General features: G+C 58.7%; 1 protein-coding gene. It reads left to right on the top strand.

What is annotated here, in order from left to right; genetic code table 11:
* Positions 1-597, top strand: a 597-nt coding sequence (locus L5L77_RS22635) for a VCBS domain-containing protein (RefSeq protein ID WP_263223449.1), incomplete at both ends; no start/stop codon positions are given.

Raw genomic sequence — 597 nt, 5'->3', positions numbered from 1 at the left:
CACCGACGTCGACAACGGCGAAGCGGTATTCCAAGTGCAAACCAATGTCGCCGATGGCAACTACGGTTTCTTCAGCATTGATGCCGACGGTAACTGGACCTACACCTTAAACAACAGCCACAGCGACGTGCAGTCACTCAAGGCGGGTGAAACCCTGACCCGTGACATCACGGTCACCAGTGCCGATGGCACCGCCAGCCACACCGTGACCATCACCATTGTCGGCGCGAACGATCCCGCTGACATCACGSTCGGTAACGGCGACAGCGATGCTGGCACCGTCACCGAAGACGGCGATTCCGACACCCTGCCAGGCACAGTACAAACGGTGGCYGGCACCTTAACCGTCACCGACGTCGACAACGGCGAAGCGGTATTCCAAGTGCAAACCAATGTCGCCGATGGCAACTACGGTTTCTTCAGCATTGATGCCGACGGTAACTGGACCTACACCTTAAACAACAGCCACAGCGACGTGCAGTCACTCAAGGCGGGTGAAACCCTGACCCGTGACATCACGGTCACCAGTGCCGATGGCACCGCCAGCCACACCGTGACCATCACCATTGTCGGCGCGAACGATCCCGCTGACATCAC

Source organism: Shewanella sp. SM29 (genome assembly GCF_025654245.1).
Taxonomy (GTDB): domain Bacteria; phylum Pseudomonadota; class Gammaproteobacteria; order Enterobacterales; family Shewanellaceae; genus Shewanella; species Shewanella oncorhynchi.
Note: the sequence above shows the minus strand (reverse complement) of the source record. Positions and strands in the feature narration are given on the sequence as shown.